Origin of the sequence: Planktotalea sp. (assembly GCF_050633725.1) — a bacterium.
Lineage (GTDB): Bacteria > Pseudomonadota > Alphaproteobacteria > Rhodobacterales > Rhodobacteraceae > Planktotalea.
Genome location: NZ_JBOEHB010000003.1, coordinates 121734 through 141872 on the forward strand (window position 1 = coordinate 121734; position 20139 = coordinate 141872).

The window sequence follows — 20139 nt, forward strand, 5'->3', positions numbered from 1 at the left end:
GCTCTAAGCATTGAGCCGCCGGGATAAGGCGTATGGGACATGCCCGCGCTGCCCTTCTTTCTTAAAATTCTACGTTCCAAAGGACGCCCGATATGTGTGCTGACACGACCGAAAACACAAATGACAATAGTGTAGATTACAAATCCACGCTGAATCTGCCGAAAACCGATTTCCCCATGCGCGCGGGTCTGCCCAAGCGCGAGCCTGAGTGGCTGGAGCGTTGGGAGAAGATGGGCGTTTATGACCGCCTTCGCGCCAAAGAGGGGCGTCCGCCCTTCACTTTGCATGATGGCCCGCCCTATGCGAACGGTCACTTGCACATCGGCCATGCGCTGAACAAAACCATCAAAGACATGATCGTGCGCAGCCATCAGATGATGGGGTTCGATTCCCGTTATGTGCCCGGTTGGGATTGCCACGGTCTGCCGATTGAGTGGAAGATCGAGGAGCAATACCGCAAGAAGGGCAAGAACAAGGACGAAGTGAACATCGTCGATTTCCGACAGGAATGCCGCAAGTTTGCCGAAGGTTGGGTCGATATCCAGCGTGAAGAATTCAAACGTCTCGGTATCACTGGCAACTGGCCTGATCCGTACCTGACGATGGATTTCCACGCCGAAGCAGTAATCGCCGAAGAATTCCAGAAGTTCCTGATGAACGGCACGCTTTATCAAGGGTCCAAACCTGTGATGTGGTCACCTGTTGAGCAGACCGCGCTGGCCGAGGCCGAGGTCGAGTATCACGACAAGGAAAGCTTTACGATCTGGGTGAAGTTCCAAGTCACAGGCACGGGCGATGCCGCGCTGGATGCGGCCAAAGTCGTGATCTGGACGACGACCCCATGGACGATCCCGTCCAACAAGGCTGTCGTTTATGGCGCAGGCATTTCCTATGGTCTCTACGAGGTCACATCGACGCCAGAGGAATGCTGGTTGAGTGCTGGCGATACTTATTTGCTGGCCGATAACCTTGCCGCCGACGTCTTTGGCCGCGCGCGGCTTGAGGAGGGCATGTATACTCGCAAGGCTGACGTAACGAACGCGCAGCTTGAGACGATCTCGCTCATGCACCCGCTCGCGGGTGCGGAAGGCGGCGAAGGCGAATGGGACGACATCCGTGATTTCCGCGCGGCTGACTTTGTCACCGACACCGAAGGCACAGGTTTTGTGCACTGCGCACCAAGCCACGGTATGGAGGAATTCGAACTCTACCGTGATCTCGGCATGCTGGAACAGGTGATCACCTATAACATCATGGACGACGGTCGTTTCCGCGATGATCTGCCGTTCTTTGGTGGCAAGGCAATCCTCAAGCCGAACGGCAAAGAGGGCAACGCCAACAAGGCTGTCATCGACAAGCTGGTCGAGGTCGGCGGCCTTTTGGGTCGCGGCAAGATCAAGCACAGCTACCCACATTCCTGGCGCTCCAAAGCACCGATCATCTACCGCAACACGCCGCAGTGGTTCGCGGCCGTGGATCGCGCGGTGGGCGATGATCAGGATACCTACGGAAAAACCATCCGCGAGCGCGCGCTGACCTCGATCGACGAGCTGGTGAAATGGACACCGCAAACAGGGCGCAACCGCCTTTATTCCATGATCGAAACGCGCCCTGACTGGGTGCTTTCGCGCCAACGCGCTTGGGGCGTGCCTTTGACCGTGTTTACGCGCAAGGGCAAGCTGCCGACGGACGCGGATTTCCTTTTGAAAGACGACGCCGTGAATGCGCGCATTGTTGAAGCGTTTGAAGCCGAGGGCGCGGATGCATGGTATATGGAGGGCGCAAAGGAGCGCTTCCTCGATGGTATCGTCAACCCTGATGACTTTGATCAAGTGTTCGACGTGCTCGATGTTTGGTTCGATTCAGGCTCCACGCACAGCTTTGTTCTGCGCGATCGCGCGGATGGTACCGAAGATGGTATCGCGGATGTCTACATGGAAGGCACCGACCAGCACCGCGGTTGGTTCCATTCCTCGCTCTTGCAGGCCTGTGGCACGCTCGGGCGCGCGCCTTATCGCAATGTTGTCACCCACGGGATGACGCTGGACGAGAAGGGCCTCAAGATGTCCAAGTCCATCGGGAATACCATCGTGCCGGAGACCATCGTCAAACAATACGGCGCAGATATCTTGCGTCTTTGGGTGGCGCAGACGGATTATACGACTGATCAGCGTATTGGGCCTGAAATCCTGAAAGGTGTCGCCGATAGCTATCGCCGCCTTCGCAATACGATGCGTTTCATGCTTGGCTCGCTCAATGATTTCTCTGAAAGCGACCGCGTAGAGCCAAGCGATATGCCAGAGCTTGAGCGCTGGGTGTTGCACCGTCTTGCCGAGCTAGATGAGACCGTGCGCGCAGGCTACAAAGCCTTTGATTTCCAAGGGGTCTTCTCTGCGGTCTTCACCTTCGCGACGGTTGAGCTTTCTGCTTTCTATTTCGATATCCGCAAAGACGCGCTCTATTGTGATGGCGACACTGAGCGCCGCCGCGCCGCGCGTACAGTGCTCGATATCCTCTTCACACGCCTGACGACTTGGCTTGCACCTGTGTTGGTGTTCACGATGGAAGAAGTCTGGCTTGAGCGCTTCGGAGGCGAGGACAGCTCGGTTCACTTGGTGGACTTCGTTGATACGCCTGCGGAGTGGAAAGACGATGCACTGGCAGCCAAGTGGACCGCTATCCGCGCCGCGCGCCGCGTTGTGACGGCAGCGCTCGAAGTGCAGCGCACCGAGAAAGTCATTGGCGCATCACTGGAAGCGGCTCCGACGGTTTACATCGAAGACGCTGATCTGCGCGCTGCGCTGGAGAGTGTGCCGTTTGATGATATCGCGATCACCTCTGCGATCTTCGTGTCTGGTGATGCCGCCCCAGAGGGCGCGTTCACTATGGCGGATGTGAGCGGTGTTGCCGTGTCATTTGATAAGGCGGACGGCGAGAAATGCCAGCGGTGCTGGAAGATCTTGCCTGATGTTGGCGCGCATAAACACCAAGGCGTGTGCGGCCGTTGCTCTGACGCGTTGGACGGGTAACGCAAGATGATCCTTAGATGAGCGCATTTGTATTCTTCGCGGTCCTTGCGGCCGCCTTGCTACACGCAAGCTGGAATGCGCTCATCAAATCGGGAGGGAGTAAATTCACCTCCATGTTGATTATGACCGTGCTGCAAGGCGGCTTTGGTTTGATCATCGCGCTGACACGGCCCATCCCCGCGATGGAGGTTTGGTTTCCGTGGCTTTTGGCCTCTGGCGTGTTTCACTCGGGTTACAAACTGTTCCTGACCTATGCCTATGAGCAGGGCGATCTAAGCCGCGTCTACCCAATTGCGCGTGGCGGCGCGCCGATGATTGTTCTCGCGCTTAGCGGGGTTTTGCTGTCCGATACGCTGACGGGTTTGGAAGTTTTTGGCATCTTGGTGCTGGGCGCAGGTATCTTGATGATGGCGCGCGGTGTGTTTTCTAATGGAGAGTCGCGCCGCTTGGTGCCTTTGGCGCTTGGATCAGCCTTTATGACGGCGGGGTATTCTATTGTCGATGGCATGGGCGCGCGCGTTGCGGGCGATGCTATTGGCTATGTCGCTTGGATGTTTTTCTTGGACGCGCTTTTGTTCACGCCTGTCTTAGTGGCTTTACGTGGACGCGCTGTGCTTCGGGCAACGCACACGGATTGGCTTGTTGGCGCAGGCGCAGGGGCAGCATCTTATGGCGCTTATGCGATCGTGGTTTGGGCCATGACCCAAGCGCCAATTGCATTGGTAACGGCGCTTCGAGAAACCTCGATTCTGTTTGCCGTTCTTATCGGATGGCTCATCATGGGCGATAAAATGGATCGCGGCAAAGCCATCGCCGCTGCGTTGATAATCTGCGGCGTTGTGCTTACGCGGATTTAGCAGGAATGATCTGCTGCGCAATGCCTGCAAAAGTCAGGTAAACAGAAGTCACGACCAGCCCCCAATGTGCCCAGCTTTCCGGGTGGAAATCGACCCAAGCGGCCCATCCAGCAAAGAACGTCCAAGCAAGTGCAATCGGCAGCGACAGCGCGCGCCAACGCTCTGTGCGGACGGGATGAATGAACTTCAGTGGCAAGAACATCGCAAGTGCGAGCGCCGCGACAAGAGCAAGTGAAATCCAGAAATTCGGCTCAATTGCGAAAATCACGATGATCAGCATGTTCCAGCATCCCGGAAATCCTGAGAAAGAATTGTCTTTTGATTTCATCCTCGTATCAGCAAAATACATTGCCGAAGCGAAGGTTATGACAATAATTGCGAACCAACCTGTCCAGCCTGGCAGCAAGCCTGATTTGAACAAGGCAAAGGCTGGAATGAACACATAAGTGAGATAGTCGATAATGAGGTCAAGCAAGACGCCGTCAAATTGGGGTGCATAGGTTTTGACATCAAACTTGCGCGCAAGCGGGCCATCAATGCCATCGACAGCAAAGGCAACAACCAGCCAAAGGAACATCATATCCCATTTGGCATCGACTGCGGCGAGCATGGCAAGCATTGCAAATACCGCGCCAGTGGCGGTGAGAAGGTGAACGGCGAGAGCGCGATTTTGTGGTGTCATCAGCAGGACATGACCTATTTTGCAACGGGGCGCAAATTTCTTTCAAAGAAATTTCGAAAATTCGTTTGAAACGGATTGTCCACCAGCGAAGATATTAAAGCGAGCGGCAACAAATGGTTCAGGCTTTTGGGTGCGCACGATCATAGACTTCCATGAGGCGCGCGGTATCGACAGCAGTATAGGCTTGCGTGGTCGAGAGCGACGCATGACCGAGAAGCTCTTGAATTGATCGTAGATCGCCGCCAGCGCTAAGCAGATGGGTCGCAAAACTATGGCGCATCGCATGCGGCGTTGCGGTCGCAGGAAGGCCAAGTTGCATGCGCGCCTTTGCCATAACCTCTTGCACTGCGCGCGGGTTAAGCGCACCACCGCGAATACCTCTGAACAGGGGCGAACTTGGCTCGAGCGGATGCGGACAGAGCTTGAGGTAAGCCTCAACCGCTTCGCGGGCTGCCGGCAACACAGGAACCACGCGTTCTTTGCCGCCTTTGCCCAGAATGCGCAGGCTCTCAGGGAGGGGAACATCAGCACCTTGAAGGCTAAGCGCCTCGGAAATGCGCAATCCGCAACCATAGAGCAAGGTCAACACAGCACTATCGCGCGCGGCGACCCATGCATGGGGCGTTTGAAATTCAACGGTTTCAATCATCGCCTTGGCCGCATCTTCGGCCAGGGGGCGCGGAAGTTTCTTTTGAAACTTGGGCGCGCGAATGGTGAGTACGGCCGTGGGTTCAAAGCCTTCGCGTTCAGCCAGCCAGCGGTAAAAGCTTTTCACTGACGAGAGTTTGCGCGCAAGTGAACGCGCTCCCACATCTGTGCCGCGGGTCGCTGCCATCCATGCGCGCATGTCGCGTGTTGTGATACGCGAAAGCGCTGCCAGTCCTTGGGACTCGCCTGTGTATTCACTCATGAAGGCGATGAATTCGACCGTATCAGCGCTATAGGCTTTGATCGTATTCTCCGATGCACCTTTCAGTGATTTTTGAGCTTCAAGCCAGTGCTCAAGTGCATCGCGCGCTTGAGGGGAGATCATACTCACGACAGCCAGCGGCGCATCGCGCGTTCAAACACACCGCCGAAAAAGGCGAGCAAATCCGTGCCTTGCTGCGGTGTAAATTGATGCGGATCTTCCGCGCCCATGACCAGCATGCCGGGCAGGCGGCCTGCGCCGAAATCAAGCGTGAGACAGGCTTCAGAGCGCACCCAACCAGCGGCTTCGGCGTAGATCGCTTCGTGCCCTTCTGAAATTTGGCGCAGGGTCACATTGCGGGATGGGCGATCAGGATGGCCGCCAAGGTAGGTCGCGATGAAACCGGGTTCAGCAACGCAAAGAACGTCAGAGAGTTTGCTCACTGCGGGTTCGTCTTCAGCCTGAACGGATTCCAGAACAAGGCGGATGCAATCCACGCGCAGGATTTCAGCAACTTCCCCGCCGAGGTCTTTCAGAAAGCTTTCAAAATCAACGGGATCAAGCATGCGCAAAATCGCACGGTGTACTTGGTTGGTGCCAGCAAGGTTCTCATAAGCCGCCGCAATCACAGAGCGGTGCGTGTCCTCAAGGCGATCCAGACGCGCCTCTAGACGCTCCATCGCGATGCCGCGCAGATCGACGATATTGCCGCCCATCGCGCGTTCATTTGCCTCGATCAAAGCCTTCATCAGGTCTTTGTCTTCGAGGATTACATCGGGTCGTGTGATGATCCGCTCGCGCAGATCATCTGTCATTTCAGCGCTGGTGTTCATTCTGCTCTCGTTCTTTTTTTCAGCGCTATAGCACGAGAGCCTCAGAAATCAGAGGATATTCTGACCTGTTTTTGCCCAATCGGCCATAAACTGTGCCAGACCTGCATCGGTCAGCGGGTGATCGGCGAGCTTTTTGATAACGGCTGGCGGCGCTGTCATCACGTCTGCACCGATCAGCGCGGATTCAAGGACGTGGTTCACAGTGCGGATTGAGGCGACCAGAATTTCAGTGTCAAAGCCGTAGTTGTCATAGATGGTGCGGATGTCTTGGATCAGCTCCATACCGTCGATGTTGATGTCATCCATGCGGCCCACGAAAGGCGAGATGAAGGTTGCGCCTGCTTTTGCGGCCAAGAGCGCTTGGTTCGCAGAGAAGCACAGGGTGACGTTAACCATTGTGCCCTCAGATGAGAGCGTTTTGCAGGTTTGCAGACCGGCCCATGTGAGCGGCACTTTGACGGTGATGTTGTCCGCGATCTTGGCCAGTTTGCGACCCTCTGCGATCATTTCATCCGCTTCGGTTGCGACGACTTCAGCAGAAACAGGACCATCCACCAGCGCGGCGATTTCTTTGGTGACTTCCAAGATGTCACGGCCTGATTTCATGATCAGCGAGGGATTGGTTGTCACGCCATCCACCATGCCAAGGTCATTGAGTTCGGCAATCTGGTCGATTTCGGCGGTGTCTACGAAGAATTTCATGGGCGGTTATCCTTTGAGGGGGTTGGCGTTGCTTGGCTGAGCCTTTACCTCATGGGAGTATGTCCGAAAACCCCTCAAAACGCGGTAGCGAACAAGAGTTCTTCGATGAAGGGCAGCTCGTCGGGGTTTGGACGACGCAGCCCTTGGGGCGGATGCTGGATTATAAGGCCCCTGAGGGGGGCTGTTGGCTTGGCGCTTTTGTCGAGGTGCCGCTTGGGCCGCGCAAAGTGATGGGCGTGGTGTGGTCTGCGGGTAAGGGCGATTACGATTACAACAAGACTCGCAAAGTTATCCGCGTCTTGGACGTGCCGCCCATGCGCGCCGAGCTGCGTGAGTTCTTGGAAAAGGCAGGCGCCTATACGCTGACGGATATGGAATCGATGCTGCGCCTTGGCGTGCGAGCACCGGGTCTGGGTGATCCGCCTTCGATGCGAAAGGTCTATCGCAAGGGCGATGTGGAACCTGAACGTATGACCGAGGCACGGGGGCGTGTTTTAGATGCGCTTGATGAATTTGGTGATCTGTCGTTTACATTGAAAGAGCTGAGCGAGGCGGCGGGTGTGACCTCTTCTGTCGTAAAGGGCTTGGTCAAACTTGGTTCGGTCCGAGAGGAAGATACGCCGCGCGATTTGCCCTATCCGCGACTTGATCCTGATATGCCGAGCAAGGACTTGGCGGCGGATCAGGCGGAAGCGGCAGAGATTTTACGCGCGGGCGTTGCGTCGGGCGCATATGGCACGACGCTTTTGCGCGGTGTGACAGGGTCAGGCAAGACCGAGGTCTATCTTGAAGCGGTGGCCGAGTGTTTGCGCAAGGGGCGGCAGGCCTTGGTGTTGCTTCCTGAGATTGCTTTGACGGCGGAGTTTCTCACACGTGTGCAAGCGCGTTTTGGGGCCAAGCCAGCGGAGTGGCATTCGGGCGTGACCATGACAGAGCGGCGACGCGCGTGGAAAATGGTCGGGCAGGGCGGTGCGCAACTGGTTGTGGGTGCGCGCTCGGCTTTGTTCCTACCGTTTCGTGATTTAGGGCTGATTGTCGTCGATGAAGAGCATGACACATCCTATAAACAGGAAGACGGTGTTCTTTATAACGCGCGCGATATGACGGTGCTGCGCGCCTCGATCTGCTCTGCGCAGGTGATCTTGGCCAGCGCGACGCCGAGCTTGGAAAGCTGGGCGAATGCGGAAGCGGGCAAGTATAAGCGGCTCGATTTGACCTCGCGCTTTGGCGATGCGGTGATGCCCGATATGCGCGCGATTGATATGCGGGACGTGAAAATCGCGGGGAACCGCTGGATTTCACCGCAGCTTAAGGCCGAGGTCGAAGCGCGGGTTGCCTCGGGTGAGCAGGCTTTGCTGTTTATCAACCGTCGCGGCTATGCGCCTGTTACGATTTGCCGGGCTTGCGGACATCAAATCGGCTGCGATCATTGCGATGCGCGGATGGTGGAGCATCGGTTTCAGAAGCGTTTGGTCTGTCATCAGTGCGGAGAGAGCAAGCCTATTCCTGATGTTTGCCCGTCCTGCGAGGCGGAGGATCGTTTGGCCGCCGTTGGTCCGGGGGTTGAGCGTTTGGGCGAAGAGGCGGCAGAGTTGTTTCCTGATGCACGTATCGCGACGCTGAGTTCTGACATGTATGGCTCTGCGCGCGCGCTGAAGGCTGAGATAGAGGGCATCGCGGCGGGGGCGGCGGATATTATCATCGGCACGCAATTGGTGGCGAAGGGGCATAATTTCCCGTTGCTGACATTGGTCGGCGTGATTGATGCGGATTTGGGATTGCAGGGCTCTGATTTGCGCGCGGCTGAGCGCACCTTTCAATTGATGCGGCAGGTTGCGGGGCGGGCAGGGCGATCGGCCAAGCGCGGCACGGCTTTGATGCAGACCTATCAGCCAGAGCATCCTGTGATCCGGGCGATTTTGGCGGGGGATGAGAATAGTTTCTGGAGCGCAGAAGCGGGTGAGCGGCGCGCGGCCTCTGTGCCACCTTACGGGCGTTTGGCGGGGATCATCTTGTCTTCGCCCGATTTACAAGAGGTGTTTGACTTGGGCGGTGAGCTCGCGCGGCGCGATGGGCCGCTACGACAGATTGGTGCGCAGGTTTTTGGGCCAGCGCCTGCGCCTATTGCACGGGTGCGTGGGCGCCATCGTGTGCGATTACTGGTGAAAGCGGAGAAAAGCGCCCCTATTCAGCGAGCGATTGCGGCGTGGTTGCGGCAGGTTCGAGTGCCATCACAGGTGCGGTTGAGCGTGGATATTGATCCGCAGAGTTTTTATTGACTGTTTTCCGATGACTGCGTCATCGGACCGAAGCGGGGGCCAGCCCCCGCACCCCCGAGATATTTGAGGACCAAAGAAGGGGCGTTTAGCTTTTGTGGAATGTAAGCGGCTTTGTCGGCAAGCGTGTTACGAGCCCTTTGGCTTCGAGGTCGAGTTGCACAGATTTTGCCCACCAGCCCGAGGTTTTTCCATTTGGAAAGAGTGTGGGCGACAGATGTGGTTTGGCGGCGGTTTTTAGGGCGTCGAAGGTCAGGCCCGGAGCCTCTTTCGGGAGGACCTGCATCAAGGCGGCGCGCATATCGTCGTATTTGTCCGAACGCAGGTTTTCACTGCGTCCGGGCGTGTTTGGATTTTGAACAGCGGTTTTCTCAATTGGCATGCGCGATTGTTAGCACAATCTATGCGGGGACCAAAGCGCTGCGTTGAAAGACTAGGTAATCGGTTGCCATTCCGCCAATCCAGAATGAGGTAAGCGCGGCCCATGCGGTTCCCGCGAAGATAGAGCCGCCCGTGACGCCTGCGCCAATTGCACATCCGCCAGCGAGCATGCCGCCAAAGCCCATGAGGCCCGCGCCGATCATCGCTTGGCGCATGTTTGAGGTGGTTTCAAATCCCTGAAATTTCAGCTCGCCCGAAAGAGCCGCAGCAATGAAGGCACCCAGAAAGACGCCGGGGACGAGGCCAATGTCGAATTCCAGAACCGCGTTCTGATCAAGGAAGAACATCAGCGTGTGGGCCGAGGGGCCTGTGAAGGTCGCGCTTTCGATTTGAACCGGTTCAAAGGCGACGAGACTGAGGGAGTAGGTCAAGAACCAACCCAAAGCGACGGCAAACCCAACGCCAGAGGCAAAGATAAGCCGCGACGCACCAATCTTGTTCTGACGCGCGACAACCAGTGCCAGCACCGCGAGAGCAACGCCCAAGATCAAGCCGAAGGATTGATCAAAGCCGAGCGTGGCAAGAAGGTCCATGTTGCGGCCGCCTGACGTGATCCAAAGGCTTGCGATTTGATCGCGCAGGGGGGCGAGCATGCCAGATAGGCTCATCTGGGCGACGACGGCGAAGATCAGCCCAGACACAAGCGAGCGCAGGTTTCCAGTGGCGGCGAGCACCAGTAAGCGGCCAGAGCAACCGCGTGCCAGCACCATGCCAGCGCCAAACATCAGCCCGCCTATTATGGCGCCAGACCAGCTTCCCGGAACGGCCATCATGCGCGCATCTGCGGTTTCAAACAGGCCCAGCATTTGCGCGCCTTGAACCCAGACGACAGCGGTGGAAAACGTCAAAAGCCAAACGCTGATCTTGTCACCCATTCGCTCGCCAAGGCGTCCGCGCGCGAATTCAACAACAGCGGCGCGAAGGCAAAAGCGCGAGCGCTGCGCGGCGATGCCAAAGATCGTGCCTGTTAGCAAACCCAATAGCGCCGCTGTAGGGGCTTCGCCAATTCTCTCTACTAAGCTGACCAAATCCATTTTCGCCTCTTTCGTCTCATGTCTATGAGGGTGTACATCGCGAAATTTGAATATGGGCGCTTTGATACAGATCAGATGGGCGCTTTGCGCTCGCATTGCTCGTGCGAAGGGCATAAGGGAGGTGAATGAAGCCAATCACCCTTAAAGATGCGCAAACTCAATTGCCGTTCTGGCGTCGGCCAGTCGCGCTTTTGTTTGTTATGGCCGCTGCCATGCCGATTGCCTTTTCGACATGGTCGGCGCTGTTAAACAACTTTGTTATCGAAGCGGCGCATTTTGATGGTTCTGACATTGGCTGGCTCCATACTGTTCGCGAGATCCCGGGATTTTTCGCAGTTGGTGTCATTGCGATCATCATGTTCATGCGCGAACAGGTGTTAGGGCTGGTCGCTTTGATCATGCTGGGTGTCGCGACGGCTGTAACCGCTTGGTTTCCGTCGATGGCGGGCATCTTGACGATCACGATGATAAGCTCAATCGGGTTTCACTACTACGAAACGGTGAACCAATCACTGCAATTGCAATGGATCGACAAAGCGCGTGCGCCGCAAATGCTGGGTTGGCTCTTGGCCGCAGGATCAGGGGCAACATTGATTGCCTATGGCGCGATTGTGCTTACATGGGAAAGCCTCGGCCTGAGCTATAACTTTGTTTACTTGGTTTCGGGGGGCTTGACGGCAATTATGGCGCTCGCCTGCTTCTTTATATATCCGCAGTTTGACGCGCCGCATCCGCAACTGAAAAAGATGGTCCTTCGCAAACGCTATTGGCTTTATTATGCGCTGCAATTCATGGCCGGCGCGCGGCGTCAGATTTTCATGGTCTTCGCAGGCTTTATGATGGTCGAGCGCTTTGGCTTTGAAGTGCACGAGATCACCGCGCTTTATCTCATCAATCTGGTGGTGAATATGATCGCGGCCCCCCTTATGGGACGTGCGGTTGCGCGGTGGGGAGAGCGGCGCACTTTGCTGTTTGAATACTTGGGGCTTGTCTGTGTGTTTCTGGCCTATGGCGGCATCTACTGGTTTGGCTGGGGCGTCGTTCTTGCGGCGACACTTTATGTGCTAGATCATATGTTCTTTGCGCTGGCGCTGGCGCTCAAGACCTATTTTCAGAAGATTGCAGACCCGCAAGACATCGCGCCGACGGCGGCTGTCGCCTTTACGATCAATCATATTGCGGCGGTCTTTTTGCCTGCTGCGCTCGGTTATCTGTGGCTTGTTTCGCCGTCTGCGGTATTCATCATTGCCGCGCTAATGGCGTTGACCTCTTTCGGATTGGCGCTGCTTATACCGAATGATCCTGAGCCGGGCAATGAAACAAAGCTTGGTTTTGTCAGAAGAACATGAACCAACGCGCGCGGGTTTCTGCGCAGTGTTATCGCGCGAGCGTTTCTATCGCCAAGCAAGGTAGCAATCACCCACCTACGAGACGTTCTTTGAGGCGGCTTTAGCGCTTCTGGGCGCGTAGCACGATTTGGCGTGCGGGCTAATGCGCGCAGAGGGCGAGAGCGAAAAAGACTGGCAGCGTCCATTCAGGCAGGCTAGAGCGGAGCAACAGCTTACAAAGGACAGCCCAATGACCACATTCACAGCATTGACCACATTGATGGGCAAAGACGGCGCAGAGCGTTTGGGCGAAGCGATGGAGCGATTGAACCCCGAGCCAACGGGTATCGGTGTGTTTGAGGTAGAGGATGACTCTGGTCTTTGGGAAGTTGGCGGCTATTTCATCGAAAAACCCGATTCAGCGGCGCTTGATATCTTGGCTGCTGCGTTTGGCGCTAAACCTTTTGCGGTCTCAGAAATTCCCGAAACTGATTGGGTCGCACACGTTAAGCGTGAGTTGGCTCCAGTCGAAGCTGGTCGCTTCTTTGTCTATGGAAGTCATGATGCGGATCAGGTTCCAGAAGGATCAGAGCCTCTTTTGATCGAGGCCGCGATGGCCTTTGGCACGGGGCACCACGGAACGACTTTGGGGTGCTTGCGCGCGCTGGATCGCCTTGCAAATGAAGGCTTCGTAGGGACGTCAGTTGCAGACATCGGATGCGGAACGGCGGTTCTTGCAATGGGGGCGGCGCGGATTTGGCCGGGTGTGGTGTTGGCAAGTGACATTGACGAAGTGGCAGTTGATGTCGCTAAAGCGAATGTCGCGGCGAACAACCTGACGGGTCGCGTACGCTGCGTAGAAGCGGCGGGCTTTGACAACCCAGAGCTGACGGGCGCAGGGCCGTTTGATCTGATCTTTGCTAATATCCTCAAGGGGCCGCTTATCATGCTCGCACCTGACATGGCGGCGAATCTTCAAGCGCAGGGCTATATGATTCTTTCGGGTATTCTGAATGAGCAGGCCGATGAGATTGTGGCAGTTTATTCACAAAATGGCATCAATCTTGTCCATCGCGAGGAGATTGGTGAGTGGACGTCACTAACACTTCAAAAACAAGTCTAAATTAAAGGGCATTTAGGACCAAATTGCCCTAATTGCCCCGAAATTGCCACATTTTGTCATTACACCTTTGGTTGTGAGTTTGGTGGGGGCCAAATCAACGGAGGCTGCCATGGGATACTCCCATCTCCAACAGAAACCAGGATTTGTGGTGCTGGCCGACAAAGATCGGGCATCCCACAAGGATTATGTGACGCTCGTCGACAAAAACGGGCTTATACAAGTCGTTCCGCGCCGCCGCGCGCGCTCTCTGCCGCTTGCACCATTCAAGCTGCTTGCTTTGCTTGTCGTCCTCGTGACGGTGTTCAAGGCGCTTGCTTTGTTTAACGTAGGCTTAAACGACTATCAGGAAGAATTGGCGGTTCTTAAAACCGGCAATATGCTCGAACGAGCTGGCGCATTTGTGCTGCAAGTCGATCCTGTAACTATGGCGATCTATTCAAACACCGGATCGCTAATCCGATAACACGCAGGTGTGTCAGGCTTGGATCAGTGCCTGACGCTTATGCGAGGAAACGGACAAAAAAGGACCGCTGCATTCACGTGCAGCGGCCCTTTTTGCTTTTCGGATTTGACGATTGTTAAAAAGCAATTAGCCCTTTGCGACGGCGTCGATGTCGCCGCGGCAAAGACCGATGTCTTCCAGCTCGCGGTTTGACAGTTTGTTCAATGCGTTGCGTGTCTGACGTGCGTCGTTCCACTCCATAAGGGAGGCAAACAGTTTACTGATTGGTGCGAACCCGCCAGTGGAGACGTGAGCGGCGCGTGTGGTGGCGATGACTGCCATGATCGTATTCCTTGTTTAGCGGACCGCCAGGAGGGAGGTCATTCATTTCGTTCTGAGGCGCATTTAGGGGGCTATTGGAGCGCTCACAAGTTCCGTTTTTTGCATTTCTCCTATGCGCTTTCCGCATGCCTGAGAAATGGACGAAAGCCCATAAAATAAGGGTCATTTACGTCATCCTAAGTGTCGTTTTTGAGTGTTGTTTGCGCGATCGAGGCGTCTTTGATGTCGGGCCGTGTCGCTTTCATGCGCGCGCGGCTTGAAAGCGACATTTTTGTATTAACCTTTCCTTTTGTTCGCGTTTCGTGCTAGTGCATCAAAAAAACAACAGGTGCAGGGCAGGCATGCGCGTAATTGGAATTGATCCGGGTCTCAGGAATATGGGCTGGGGCGTGATTGAGGTGATCGGCAGCAAAATGCGCCATCTCGGGAACGGGGTTTGTAAATCCGAAGGCAAAGATTTGAGCCTGCGGTTGTTGTCTCTTCATACGCAGCTCAGCGACGTTGTGCGCCAGTTCCAACCCAATACCGCAGCGGTAGAGCAGACTTTCGTGAACAAAGATGGCGCTGGCACGTTGAAGCTGGGCCAAGCGCGCGGCATAGCGATGCTGGTTCCTGCGCAAGCGGGGCTTGAAATCGGCGAATATGCTCCGAACAAGGTTAAGAAAACTGTGGTTGGCGTGGGGCATGCTGCCAAAGAACAAGTGCAACATATGGTGAAGCTACAATTGCCGGGGGTGGTGCTGAACGGCCCAGATGCGGCAGACGCGCTTGCGATTGCGATGTGCCATGCACATTATGCACGCTCGACCCGCGTATGGGAGCAAGCAAAACAGGCGGCAAACGGATGATCGGAAAACTCTCAGGTCGAATTGACTATCGCGGCGTAGATCATGTTCTGATCGATGTGCGCGGTGTTGGGTATATGGTCTATTGCTCGGATCGTACTTTGGCAGGGTTGCCCGGTACGGGCGAGGTCGTCGCATTATATACAGACCTTTTGGTGCGCGAAGACCTGTTGCAGCTATTCGGCTTTACCACGCTCGTTGAAAAAGAATGGCATCGCTTATTGATGAGTGTGCAAGGCATTGGTGCCAAGGCGTCGATGGCGATCCTTGGTGCGCTTGGCGCTGATGGCGTGAGCCGCGCGATTGCATTGGGCGATGTGACTGCGATCAAAGCGGCGAAGGGCGTCGGGCCGAAGACCGCTCAGCGAGTTGTGATTGAGCTGAAGGACAAAGCTCCGGGCGTAATGGCCATGGGGGGCGCAACGCCTGCGAGCGCGATGGGCGATGTTCTTGCGCGCGAGGATACAGAAGTCATCGAAGCGCCCGCGCGGGTGATCGCCGCGCCAAATGCGTCGGCCCAGTCCGAGGCGCTATCGGCCCTCAGCAACCTTGGCTATTCGCCCTCTGACTCCGCAAGCGCCGTTGCCGAAGCGGCAGGAGCCGAGCCAGAAGCGGATACATCCGCGCTTATTCGCGCAGCGCTCAAGCTGCTCGCGCCAAAGGGGTAGAGGATGATTGAGCCCGATCCCACATTGCGCGCAGATGCGCTTCCCGAAGATTTCGACCGCGCATTGCGGCCCCAAGCGCTGGATGATTTCATCGGCCAAGCGGCGGCGCGCGCAAATCTAAAAGTGTTCATCGAAAGCGCGCGGCGGCGTTCTGAGGCGATGGACCACACATTGTTTCATGGCCCGCCCGGCTTGGGCAAAACCACGCTCGCGCAGATCATGTCGCGCGAATTGGGGGTGAATTTCCGCATGACCTCTGGCCCTGTTTTGGCCAAGGCAGGGGATCTGGCGGCGATCCTGACCAACCTAGAAGCGCGCGATGTATTGTTCATTGATGAAATTCATCGACTGAATCCTGTTGTTGAGGAAATCCTTTATCCCGCTTTGGAAGATTTCGAGTTGGATCTGGTGATTGGCGAGGGACCCGCCGCGCGTACGGTCCGCATTGAATTGCAGCCCTTTACCTTGGTGGGGGCGACGACGCGGCTAGGTTTGTTAACCACTCCGCTGAGGGACCGTTTTGGCATTCCAACGCGCTTGGAATTCTACACCGAAGACGAACTATACACGATTGTAGAGCGCAACGCGCGCAAGCTTGGCACACCTGCGGATGAAGGCGGCGCGCGCGAGATCGCGAAACGCGCGCGCGGAACGCCGCGTATTGCTGGCCGTTTATTGCGCCGCGTTGTGGATTTCGCTGTCGTTGAAGGCGATGGAAAGGTCACGCGCGATCTGGCTGATATGGCGCTGACACGGCTTGGCGTGGATAAGTTGGGCCTTGATGGTGCGGATCGCCGTTACCTTACCCTTATCGCTGAGAACTATGCAGGCGGCCCCGTTGGGATCGAAACTATTTCAGCGGCGCTTTCGGAAAGCCGGGATGCGCTGGAAGAGGTGATCGAGCCGTTCTTGTTGCAGCAAGGTCTGATCCAGCGTACTCCGCGCGGAAGGATGCTGGCGCAAAAGGGCTGGACACATCTTGGCATGGCCGCGCCGCGTGCGCCGGATCAAGCGGGATTGTTTGGCTGAGTCAGCGACCCGCTATGCCGCAAGACTATTTAGGAAGATAATGACGATGTTAGATGCATCTGAAATCGAAGCTTTGTTTACCCGCGCCGATGGTGCATATACGTTTGCCCGCTGGGGACGCGCGATATCGCCAGTCGTATTTGGCGTTACTGATGAAACCTTGAAGGTGGTTAAAGGCGCGATCGAAGCGGTGTGTTTGGTGTCAAACCACTACATGGCCGAGACGGACCCGGAGCTTGGCAGCAACGCGATGTTCTTCTTCTTTTCGGATTGGGCGGAATTGCTAGACGTTCCCAAGCTGGACGAACTGGTGCCTGATCTGGCGGGAATGGTCGCGCGGGTAAGTGCGGCAAATGCCAACCAGTACCGCGTATTCCGCTTTGATGAAGACGGCGCGATAAAGGCCTGTTTCACATTCATTCGCATGGACCCGAGCTTGAGCGATCTTCCCGCCGAAACTTTGGCCCTTAACCAAGCCGTTCAGATGATGGTGCTTTGGTCTGACCGAGCCTTTCTTGAAGCCTCGCCCTTGGCGGCGATGCCTGATGGCGCTGTGATCGTAAAGCCGGAAATCTCAGGGTTGCTTGCCGCGGCCTATGATAAGGTTATGCCTGTCGCAGCGACGGATGCCAGTCATGCATTGCGCCTTGCCGCGCGGATGCCGCAAAAGCAATAGGGGGCTCGCTATGCACGAATTTGCTTTGCGCGTTTATTATGAAGATACCGACCTTGCTGGCATTGTGTATTACGCCAACTACTTGCGCTTTATCGAACGCGCCAGAACAGAATGGGTGCGAGACCAAGGCGTCGATCAAACGCGCTTGAAAGAAGACGAGGGACTGGTCTTTGCGGTGCGCCGCGTTGAAGCGGATTACATTGCGCCTGCACGCTTTGATGACGAGTTGATCGTGCGTACCAAAGTGGAGCAAATGACGGGTGCGCGGATTGTTCTGTCTCAGGATGTAAAGCGCGGCGCTGATTTGCTCTTTTCGGCGCAAGTTACGCTTGTAGCACTCACGCGAGACGGGCAGCCAACGCGTTTGCCAGCGAATATCCGCCGAATCGTCCACTAAATTCTGCGATTACGGCGATGTGAGGCCCGCGCATATTGGTTTTTTAACCGATGTCGTCTAAGCTCGTGCGTACTTAAGAGCCACTACAGTGGCCGGACATAGAGAGCAGGCAAATGGAAGCACAAACCCTTGCGATGGCGCAGGAGATTGATTTCTCCATGTGGGCGTTATTTGCGCGCGCGACGATTACAGTAAAACTCGTGATGATCTTGCTGATCGGCGCGTCGATCTGGGCGTGGTCCATTGTCGTGCAGAAATACATGCAATATCGCATCGCACGCCGCGAAGCCGCGATTTTTGATCAAGCATTTTGGTCTGGCGAGCCATTGGATCAGTTGTTTGAGCAAATTGGCGGCAATCCAAGCTCAGCGCCTGAAAAGATTTTCTCTGCGGGAATGACAGAGTGGCGCCGCTCGCACCGCGTTGACGGAGGGTTGATCGCGGGGGCGCAAAGCCGAATTGATCGCTCAATGGATGTGGCAATTTCGAAAGAGGCAGAAAAGCTTGAGAGCGGTCTGTCCATTCTTGCGACCGTGGGCTCTACCGCGCCCTTTGTCGGTCTTTTCGGAACTGTTTGGGGGATCATGAATGCCTTCATCGAGATTGCCGAAGCGCAAAACACCAATCTTGCGGTAGTCGCACCCGGTATTGCCGAAGCGCTTTTAGCGACGGGCCTTGGATTGCTGGCAGCGATCCCAGCCGTTATTTACTATAACAAATTCAACGCAGACAGCGATCGCATCGTGGGTGGCTATGAGGCCTTTGCCGATGAATTCGCGACGATCCTGTCGCGTCAGTTGGACAGCTAAGCCATGGGCGCGGGAGTTGTTCAAAAAGACAGCGGCGGTCAGCGCCGCAGGCGTCGCAGCGGGCGCGCGCGCCCTATGGCAGAAATCAACGTAACGCCTTTTGTGGATGTCATGCTGGTTCTTTTGATTATCTTTATGGTCGCAGCGCCGCTTATGACCGTTGGCGTTCCCGTAGAGCTACCGAAAACCGCCGCAGGTGCGTTGCCTTCGGATGCGGAAGAGCCGCTAACGGTGACTATCGCTGCGGACGGGCGGGTGATGATCCAGACCAGCGAAACAGATATTTCAGAGTTGGTCACAAAGCTGCAAGCGATTGCAGCCGAGCGTTCAAGCGCACGCGTTTATTTGCGCGCGGATGGCGCGGTCGCCTATGAGCAGGTCGTACAGGTCATGGGCGCGCTGAACGCAGGCGGGTTCAGTGACATCGGCCTCGTCACAGATACCGGCGGTCCAGCGCTTGACGCCGATGTAAGCGGTAACTAGGGCGCGCGCGGTGCAAAAGAGCACCTACATATCAGCAGGCGGTCATGCGCTTGTACTGGGGTATGCGCTCTTTGGCGGATTGTTTTCCGCTGAGCCCCTAGAGCTTCCGAGCATGGACGTCTCTGTGGTTTCAGAAGCGGAGTTCGCCGCGCTGACGCAAGCGGCGCAGCCACCCGACGTCCCGCAAGATGCGCCTGAACCTATCCTGAGTGAGCCAAGCCCTGAGCCAGAGCCGGAACCGATAGTTCCCACGCCAGAGCCCGAACCACAGCCGCGCCCAGAGCCTCAGCAAATCATTATGCCAGAGCCAATAGCGCCGCCCGAAGCGCCAGAACCAGTGCCCGAGCCTCGGCCCGAACCAGAACCTGAACCTGCGCCAGAGCCAACGCCAGAGCCAGAAGCAGTCGTCATTCCTGACACGGCCCCTCAAACGTCTTTGCGGCCAAAGCCACGCCCGGCTGATCGCGTCGCTGCGCAAGCGGTCGCCGCTCCTGATCCTGATGTTGCGATCGATAATGCAGCGCAAGAGGCAAGCCAGCCTGATCCAGACGCAAGCCAAACGCTCGATGAGCAAAGCGAAACCGCACCAGAAGAAGCCACGACCGAGATCGTTACCGAGGCAGAGCAACCTGCCTCAAGCGCGCCCAGCTCTTCAACCCGTCCACGTGCGCGGCCTCGTGAAACAGCGCAGTCAGAGCCAGATACCTCTGCAGCAGTGAATGCGGCCTTGGCCGAAGCTTTGGCAGAGCCAGCCGCAAGCGATGCGCCGTCCGGACCTGCGCTTACTGCGGGTGAAACCAATGCTTTGCGCCTTGCGGTGCAAAATTGTTGGGTTGTCGATGTGGGCAGCCAAGCTGCCAATGTCTCCGTCGTTGTCGGTATGAGCATGGATCTGCGGGGTAAAGTGATCCCGGGAAGTCTGCGGCTGGTCTCATCAAAGGGCGGCGAAGGTGTGGCCATCGAAACAGCCTATCAAGCGGCGCGGCGCGCGGTGCTGAGGTGCCAGCAAGAAGGGTATGACCTTCCTGAAGAGAAGTATGAGCAATGGAAAGAGATCGAAATGACGTTCAATCCCAAGGATATGCGCATTAGATGAGTCTCTTTCGTCACAAATCATGGGCGAGCGCCTGCCTATCACGCGCAAAGCCCTTTTTTATAAAGAGTGCACCGCTTAGAGTGCGCGAAAAGCAGGTACAGGACAGGCAATGACCCTGAGAGTAATTTTCGCAGTTT

21 protein-coding genes are annotated in these 20139 nt (G+C 56.3%); 14 read left to right on the plus strand and 7 right to left on the minus strand.

What is annotated here, in order from left to right:
• Positions 1-92 precede the first annotated feature (92 nt).
• Positions 93-3029 (plus strand): isoleucine--tRNA ligase, encoded by a 2937-nt coding sequence (gene ileS, locus ACRBCU_RS04190; protein WP_431364113.1) that lies wholly within the window; start codon positions 93-95, stop codon positions 3027-3029.
• 17 nt (positions 3030-3046) lie between these two features.
• Positions 3047-3886 carry an EamA family transporter gene (locus ACRBCU_RS04195; protein ID WP_431364114.1) on the plus strand — a complete coding sequence of 280 codons (840 nt, stop codon included), beginning with the start codon at positions 3047-3049 and terminating at the stop codon, positions 3884-3886.
• Here the strand turns inward: ACRBCU_RS04195 and ACRBCU_RS04200 are convergent.
• The 4 genes from ACRBCU_RS04200 to fsa all read right to left on the minus strand — a co-directional run bounded on the left by ACRBCU_RS04200 (position 3873) and on the right by fsa (position 7013).
• A complete protein-coding gene (locus ACRBCU_RS04200) occupies positions 3873-4568 on the minus strand; it encodes a CDP-alcohol phosphatidyltransferase family protein (protein WP_431364115.1) in 696 nt (231 codons plus the stop codon). The genes ACRBCU_RS04195 and ACRBCU_RS04200 overlap by 14 nt on opposite strands.
• Before the next feature lie 118 nt (positions 4569-4686).
• The gene (locus ACRBCU_RS04205) at positions 4687-5601 is read right to left on the minus strand and encodes a tyrosine recombinase XerC (RefSeq protein WP_431364116.1); all 915 of its coding nucleotides are present in this window, start codon (positions 5599-5601) and stop codon (positions 4687-4689) included.
• Between the two features lie 2 nt (positions 5602-5603).
• Complete coding sequence (locus ACRBCU_RS04210) at positions 5604-6311, minus strand: DUF484 family protein (protein ID WP_431364117.1); 708 nt, start codon at positions 6309-6311, stop codon at positions 5604-5606.
• 48 nt (positions 6312-6359) lie between these two features.
• Positions 6360-7013, minus strand: coding sequence for a fructose-6-phosphate aldolase (gene fsa / locus ACRBCU_RS04215; RefSeq protein WP_431364118.1), 654 nt, complete (start codon positions 7011-7013; stop codon positions 6360-6362).
• Between the two features lie 59 nt (positions 7014-7072).
• Here fsa and ACRBCU_RS04220 point away from each other — a divergent pair, with 59 nt between their 5' ends.
• Positions 7073-9292: a primosomal protein N' gene (locus ACRBCU_RS04220; protein WP_431364119.1), complete on the plus strand. Its 2220-nt coding sequence runs from the start codon at positions 7073-7075 to the stop codon at positions 9290-9292.
• Between the two features lie 85 nt (positions 9293-9377).
• On the opposite strand, the gene ACRBCU_RS04225 is transcribed toward ACRBCU_RS04220, so the two are convergent.
• Both ACRBCU_RS04225 and ACRBCU_RS04230 read right to left on the minus strand, forming a co-directional pair.
• On the minus strand, positions 9378-9671 hold the full coding sequence (locus ACRBCU_RS04225) for a DUF6958 family protein (protein WP_431364120.1): 294 nt from the start codon (positions 9669-9671) through the stop codon (positions 9378-9380).
• A 19-nt stretch (positions 9672-9690) separates the two neighbouring features.
• On the minus strand, positions 9691-10764 hold the full coding sequence (locus tag ACRBCU_RS04230) for a YeeE/YedE family protein (protein WP_431364121.1): 1074 nt from the start codon (positions 10762-10764) through the stop codon (positions 9691-9693).
• A gap of 125 nt (positions 10765-10889) precedes the next feature.
• On the opposite strand from ACRBCU_RS04230, the gene ACRBCU_RS04235 reads away from it, so the two are divergent.
• The 3 genes from ACRBCU_RS04235 (at position 10890) to ACRBCU_RS04245 (ending at position 13678) form a co-directional block, all read left to right on the plus strand.
• Positions 10890-12113 (plus strand): MFS transporter, encoded by a 1224-nt coding sequence (locus ACRBCU_RS04235; protein ID WP_431364122.1) that lies wholly within the window; start codon positions 10890-10892, stop codon positions 12111-12113.
• A gap of 229 nt (positions 12114-12342) precedes the next feature.
• Positions 12343-13215, plus strand: a complete 873-nt coding sequence (locus tag ACRBCU_RS04240; protein WP_431364123.1) for a 50S ribosomal protein L11 methyltransferase — start codon at positions 12343-12345, stop codon at positions 13213-13215.
• A gap of 109 nt (positions 13216-13324) precedes the next feature.
• The gene (locus ACRBCU_RS04245; protein ID WP_431364124.1) at positions 13325-13678 is read left to right on the plus strand and encodes a hypothetical protein; all 354 of its coding nucleotides are present in this window, start codon (positions 13325-13327) and stop codon (positions 13676-13678) included.
• A gap of 126 nt (positions 13679-13804) precedes the next feature.
• Here ACRBCU_RS04245 and ACRBCU_RS04250 read toward each other — a convergent pair whose 3' ends face one another.
• The gene (locus ACRBCU_RS04250; RefSeq protein ID WP_431364125.1) at positions 13805-13999 is read right to left on the minus strand and encodes a DUF1127 domain-containing protein; all 195 of its coding nucleotides are present in this window, start codon (positions 13997-13999) and stop codon (positions 13805-13807) included.
• A gap of 341 nt (positions 14000-14340) precedes the next feature.
• Here ACRBCU_RS04250 and ruvC point away from each other — a divergent pair, with 341 nt between their 5' ends.
• The 8 genes from ruvC (at position 14341) to ACRBCU_RS04290 (ending at position 20002) form a co-directional block, all read left to right on the plus strand.
• A complete protein-coding gene (gene ruvC, locus ACRBCU_RS04255; RefSeq protein ID WP_431364126.1) occupies positions 14341-14847 on the plus strand; it encodes a crossover junction endodeoxyribonuclease RuvC in 507 nt (168 codons plus the stop codon).
• Positions 14844-15512 (plus strand): Holliday junction branch migration protein RuvA, encoded by a 669-nt coding sequence (gene ruvA, locus ACRBCU_RS04260; protein WP_431364127.1) that lies wholly within the window; start codon positions 14844-14846, stop codon positions 15510-15512. Before ruvC ends, ruvA begins: the two co-directional genes overlap by 4 nt.
• Positions 15513-15515: 3 nt before the next feature.
• Positions 15516-16541, plus strand: a complete 1026-nt coding sequence (ruvB, locus tag ACRBCU_RS04265) for a Holliday junction branch migration DNA helicase RuvB (protein WP_431364128.1) — start codon at positions 15516-15518, stop codon at positions 16539-16541.
• A 46-nt stretch (positions 16542-16587) separates the two neighbouring features.
• Complete coding sequence (locus tag ACRBCU_RS04270; protein WP_431364210.1) at positions 16588-17217, plus strand: hypothetical protein; 630 nt, start codon at positions 16588-16590, stop codon at positions 17215-17217.
• Between the two features lie 10 nt (positions 17218-17227).
• Positions 17228-17614 (plus strand): tol-pal system-associated acyl-CoA thioesterase, encoded by a 387-nt coding sequence (gene ybgC, locus ACRBCU_RS04275; protein ID WP_431364129.1) that lies wholly within the window; start codon positions 17228-17230, stop codon positions 17612-17614.
• A 113-nt stretch (positions 17615-17727) separates the two neighbouring features.
• A complete protein-coding gene (gene tolQ, locus ACRBCU_RS04280) occupies positions 17728-18423 on the plus strand; it encodes a protein TolQ (protein ID WP_431364130.1) in 696 nt (231 codons plus the stop codon).
• Between the two features lie 3 nt (positions 18424-18426).
• The gene (gene tolR / locus ACRBCU_RS04285) at positions 18427-18906 is read left to right on the plus strand and encodes a protein TolR (RefSeq protein ID WP_431364131.1); all 480 of its coding nucleotides are present in this window, start codon (positions 18427-18429) and stop codon (positions 18904-18906) included.
• 10 nt (positions 18907-18916) lie between these two features.
• On the plus strand, positions 18917-20002 hold the full coding sequence (locus tag ACRBCU_RS04290; RefSeq protein ID WP_431364132.1) for a cell envelope biogenesis protein TolA: 1086 nt from the start codon (positions 18917-18919) through the stop codon (positions 20000-20002).
• Positions 20003-20139 lie beyond the last annotated feature (137 nt).